This window comes from Pseudomonas sp. PA-4-8C (assembly GCF_021606625.1).
Classification (GTDB): domain Bacteria; phylum Pseudomonadota; class Gammaproteobacteria; order Pseudomonadales; family Pseudomonadaceae; genus Aquipseudomonas; species Aquipseudomonas lactis.
The window spans coordinates 1-5,274 of sequence record NZ_WKCD01000339.1 but is presented as its reverse complement, the minus strand read 5'-3'; the positions used below and the strand labels follow the sequence as shown (position 1 = coordinate 5,274).

Sequence of the window (5,274 nt, the reverse complement as noted above, 5' to 3'; positions counted from 1 at the left end):
GGTCAGCGACACGATCACCAGCAACACGGCGGCGCCGAGAAGCGAACGCAAGCCACGTGGGGCGTTGGCGTCGAGGGTGAACTGCCACCAGAGTTGATGGCTGTAGGGCACGTCCTGATAGGCAAACAGCAGCAGCCAGATCGAGGCACCGAGCACACACACACTGGCCACCAGGTACAGCGGCGAAAACGGCAACTCGGTCAGGCGACTGGCGCGGTAGAACGAGCGGCGGAAGATGGCCAGCAGCACTGCGGTCATGGTCATCAGGCTGGCTTCTTCCCAGTCGAAGCCTTTAAGCAGCGAGAGCAGGGCGCCAACCAGCAGCAACACCATGGTCAGCATCCAGGCGGCCGACAACCGCCGGCGCAGGCCCTGGGCGAGCAACAGGCACAACACGCCGATCAGGCTGGCACCGAAGTGCGACGCGTCAATCAGACGATGAGGGATCAGGAAGCCGATGTTTTCCAGGCGTGAGTCGATTTCTGGCGTGGCGCCGGAAAACAGCAGGACCACGCCGGACAAAAAAACCAGGACGGCCAATACTGGCGCTGCCAGCCCCGACGCTACCCGCAGGCTCTGCTGGGTCTGGAACAGGCGCTGGGCCTCGTTGACCAGCAGGAACACACAGGCGATCAGCAGAGGCAGCACCACGTAGATCATGCGGTACAGCAGCAAGGCCGCGGCCAGGGGCGCGGCACCGAGTTTGTCGGCAAAGGCCGCCAGCAGGATCGCTTCGAATACGCCCACGCCGCCCGGCACATGGCTGAGCACACCGGCGGCCAGGGCCAGCAGGTACACCAACAGGAACGGGCCGAAGGGCGGCGCTTCCGGCAACAGCAGATACAGCACGGTAGCGGCCGCGGCGACGTCCAGTGCGGTGATGATCAGTTGCAGGAACGTCAGGCGTCGGCCTGGCAGGCGCAGGGTACGGCGCCCGGCCTTGACCAGCAGGTTGTCGGGGTAGGGCTGTTCCGGCAGGCGGCGGCGATAGATGCCGATGCACAGCAGCACCGACAACAGCAGCACGGCGCCGGCAATGCCACCGAGCAGGCTTTGCGATAAATGCAGGTAAGTGGAAGCGGCCGGCAAGTTGCTCAACGTGGCCAGCGCGGCCAGCGGCGGCAGGGCACAGCCAAGGGCCAGGCTGGCGAATACGGTCATGTGCGCCACTTCCGAGGCGCCGATGCCATGCCGTGCATATAAACGGTAACGCACCGAACCCCCCGAGAGCATCGACAAGCCAATGGCGTTGCCGATAGCAAAGGCGGTGAAACCACCCAGGGCCAGGGTCTTGGCGGGCAATTGCACGCCGGCATAACGCGCGCCGGAGAACTCATAGCCGAGCAGGATTACAAAACCGGCGACCGCCGCCGCAAAGGCCCCCAATAGGGCCGGCTTGGGCACTTCCAGGATCGAATCGTGCAGGGCGTAGAGGTCCAGCTCCAGCAGCAGGTGCCGGCAGGCGATCAGAGCGATTGCAAACAGCAGAAGCGTCACGGCCAGGCCGATGGGCTGGCGGTATTTGCTCAACAGGTCCAGCCACCGCAAACGGGTGGGAGTGATCGGTTGTTCTGCTGTGACGGTGTCTTGTGGTTCAGACGAGTTGGCGCGCATCAATCACCTCGTGGATTGTGCGCGACAGGATGGAGGTATCCAGCCAAGTTACCAATCCCTATGGACAAAATAATTACAAATATTAACGCGGATCACCGGGCGCGGCGACTGCGGCCATTGGTCGTAGAGGGGGAGCGCTTGAGCAGTGAGCATAGCGTGCAATGAGATGGACTCTGCAAACCGTCTACGGTTTCATGAAAGATGCCATGCCATTGTTTCAGAAGAACTTTTTCGTCAGATACAAAAAAGGCCACTCTTTCGAGTAGCCTTTTTTGATGTTTGGTTGCGGGAGCCGGATTTGAACCGACGACCTTCGGGTTATGAGCCCGACGAGCTACCAGACTGCTCCATCCCGCGTCTGTGTGTCGGCATTCTACAGAGGAACGCGAGTGTGTCAACCTGTGAATCAAACAAAAGCGCTTGTGGTTCAATCGGTTAGCTCTCCAAAGAGGGGGCGTGAAGTGCTCTGGGCCAGTCAGGCCAAGGCTTTCAGCTCTATCGGAAGCCCGAATTCGATTGAAAAAATAAATTCATCAAGGAAACTTCCTACCACTTGGAAGGAAGAATCAAACTACTGGTGCTATATACAGGTGTGAATGCGATACTGGCCACCCGTTGGTTCACACCCCGTTTATATGACGCAGCGCAAAATCATCCACGTTGACTGTGATTGCTTCTACGCCGCCATCGAGATGCGTGACGACCCGAGCCTGGCGCAAAAGCCCTTGGCGGTGGGCGGTTCGGCGGACCGGCGGGGGGTGATCGCTACCTGCAACTACGAGGCGCGAGCGTATGGGGTGCGTTCGGCGATGTCGTCACGTCATGCCTTGAAGCTCTGCCCGGACTTGACCATTGTTAAGCCGCGCATGGATGCCTATAAAGAAGCGTCGAAAGAAATCCAACTGATCTTCCGCGACTACACCGACTTGATCGAGCCGTTGTCGCTGGATGAGGCTTACCTCGACGTGTCTGACAGCCCGCATTTTGGCGGCAGCGCCACGCGTATTGCTCAGGACATTCGGCGCCGGGTTTCTAACCAGTTGCATATCACCGTGTCGGCCGGCGTGGCGCCCAACAAGTTTTTGGCCAAGATCGCCAGCGACTGGAAAAAACCCAACGGCCTGTTCGTGATCACGCCGGACCAAGTCGAAGACTTTGTCTCGCAGTTGCGTGTCAGCAAGCTGCATGGCGTGGGCAAGGTCACCGCCGACAAGCTGGCGCGCCTGGGCATCGAAGACTGCCTGCAATTGCGCGACTGGAACAAACTGGCACTGGTGCGCGAATTCGGCAGTTTTGGCGAGCGCCTGTGGAGCTTGGCGCGTGGGATTGATGATCGCGTGGTGCAAAATGACAGCCGTCGGCAATCCATCAGTGTAGAAAATACCTTCGACGTGGACCTGCCGGACCTTTCAAGTTGCCTGGCGAAACTGCCGGAACTGATGGAAACCCTGGCCGGGCGCATGGCGCGTATCGACAGCAGCTACCGTGCGGGCAAGCCGTTCGTCAAAGTTAAGTTTCATGACTTTACCCAGACGACGCTGGAGCAGGCCGGGGCAGGGCGGGATCTGGAGAGTTATGAACAGTTGATGACCCAGGCGTTCAATCGCGGGGGCAAGCCGGTGCGGTTGCTGGGGATAGGCGTACGGTTGCTAGACCTGAGCGGCGGCAACGAACAGCTCGAGTTTTCCTGGTAAAAACCCGAAACAAATGTGGGAGCTGACCTGCCTGCGATAGCGGAGTGTCAGTCAAGAATGCTTTAACTGATACACCGCTATCGCAGGCAAGCCAGCTCCCACAGTTTGATCTTCACAGGTATTGCACGATCAGCGTGCGCCAGGATCGGCGACTAACCGCCCCCCATCCTTGGTCAACGCCTGCACAAACTCCTGCTGCAACTCCGGATCATTGCGCGTCAGTTCAATCAGGCTTTGTTCCAGCTCGCTGGCTTCTTCTTCCAGGCCCAGCTCCGACAAGCGTTTGACCCGGTGTACCCACTGGTTCACTTCGTCATCTTCCAGGTCGTCGTAGATCAGGGCATGGGCTTCGAGCAACTTGCTGCGCAGCGTGTTGCTGACCGCCAGGGTCGAGTCGGTATGCACGTCGTCCTGGCCATCCTCCACACTGATTTTCAGCGTGGTGACGCGGTTCAGGTCTTGCTCGGCAAACGGGCTGTCCAACAGGTTCAGGCGCAGTATGCCGTTGCGGTCCGTGGTCAGTTCGTGGGTCTGCTTGCCGGCGGTGACTTGTACCGGGCGCTCGCTCCAGGGCAGGCTCGAATACTCCAGGCGCTTGTCACGCTGGACTTCATCGATAGCGGCCAGGTTCTGTTGCGCACGGCCGTGGGATTGCACGTTCATGAACGGGTTGATGCCGTCCACGCCGTAGCTCAACCAGTCACGGGTCACGCTCGTGGGCAGGTTGCCGAGGGCGAAGATGTTCGCCACGTTGGCACCCACGCCCGCCACCAACGCCACGGCACCCAGGGGCATCTCATAGAGTTTGCGCCAAGGCTGGTAGGGCGTGTAGCGGTCGTAGCGACGGGTGACTTCGAATTCGGTGACCTCGAAGGTCTTCTGCTCATGAATGCGAACCCGGCGTTGCGGCAGCTCCAACACTTTGGGTTCGCCTACATCGATCTGCAGGCTGTGGTCGAGCAACTTACGCTCGACCCGCTCCTCGTGCTCGCTGCGTTGCGACATCTGATTGGCGCAGCCGCTGACCAGCAGGGCGCCGCACAAGGCGGCGCCCCCCAGGGCTCTGGTGTTTCGCTTGAACATGACTTCTCTTGATCTGGTTTTCAGCGACGAATACGCGCCTGGAGGAAAGACAGCACGTCAGCCACCGGCAACGGTTGGGCTTCGGCTTCGGTCCGGCTCTTGTATTCCAGATTGCCATCCGCCAGGCCGCGGTCACTGACCACGATCCGGTGCGGGATGCCAATCAGTTCCATGTCGGCGAACTTGATGCCCGGGCTGGTTTTCTTGTCCCGGTCATCGAGCAGCACTTCAAAACCGGCAGCGGTGAGCTCCGCGTACAGCTTGTCAGTGGCTTCGCGCACTTGCTCGGTTTCATAGCGCAACGGCACCAGGGCCACCTGGAACGGCGCCAGGGCGTCACTCCAGATGATGCCTTTCTCGTCGTTGTTCTGCTCGATGGCAGCGGCAACCACGCGGGACACGCCGATGCCGTAGCAGCCCATGTCCAGGGTGATCGGCTTGCCGTTCTCGCCCAGTACTTCGCACTTCATCGCCTTGCTGTACTTGTTGCCCAGCTGGAAGATGTGCCCGACTTCGATGCCGCGCTTGATCTCCAGGGTGCCCTTGCCATCCGGGCTCGGGTCGCCGGCCACGACGTTGCGCAGGTCGGCCACGGTCGGAACCGGCAGGTCACGCTCCCAGTTCACGCCGAAGTAGTGCTTGTCGTCGATGTTGGCGCCGATACCGAAGTCGCTCATCAGCTCTACCGAACGGTCGATGATGATCGGCAGCGGCAGGTTCAGCGGGCCGAGGGAACCGGCACCGGCGCCAATGGCGTCGCGCAGTTCGGCATCGGTGGCCATGACCAGCGGGCTGGCTACGCCAGGCTGGTTGGCGGCCTTGATTTCGTTGAGCTCGTGGTCGCCACGGATCACCAGGGCGATCAGCTTGCCTTCTTCTTCGG

3 protein-coding genes, 1 tRNA gene and 1 pseudogene are annotated in these 5,274 nt (G+C 60.4%); 1 reads left to right on the top strand and 4 read right to left on the bottom strand.

Annotation, left to right across the window (positions count from 1 at the left end):
* Positions 1–1,614 (bottom strand): annotated as a pseudogene (locus GIW04_RS27530) (lysylphosphatidylglycerol synthase domain-containing protein); the annotation flags it as partial.
* Positions 1,615–1,894: 280 nt separating this feature from the next.
* Positions 1,895–1,971: transfer RNA gene (locus GIW04_RS27525), tRNA-Met, on the bottom strand.
* A 278-nt stretch (positions 1,972–2,249) separates the two neighbouring features.
* Between GIW04_RS27525 and dinB the strand changes: the two genes are divergently transcribed.
* Positions 2,250–3,308, top strand: coding sequence for a DNA polymerase IV (gene dinB / locus GIW04_RS27520; protein WP_003193948.1), 1,059 nt, complete (start codon positions 2,250–2,252; stop codon positions 3,306–3,308).
* Between the two features lie 129 nt (positions 3,309–3,437).
* Here the strand turns inward: dinB and GIW04_RS27515 are convergent, their stop codons facing one another.
* Positions 3,438–4,391, bottom strand: coding sequence for a hypothetical protein (locus GIW04_RS27515; RefSeq protein WP_120248578.1), 954 nt, complete (start codon positions 4,389–4,391; stop codon positions 3,438–3,440).
* 20 nt (positions 4,392–4,411) lie between these two features.
* A partial coding sequence (proS, locus tag GIW04_RS27510) for a proline--tRNA ligase (protein WP_236479394.1) occupies positions 4,412–5,274 on the bottom strand: 863 nt, incomplete at its 5' end.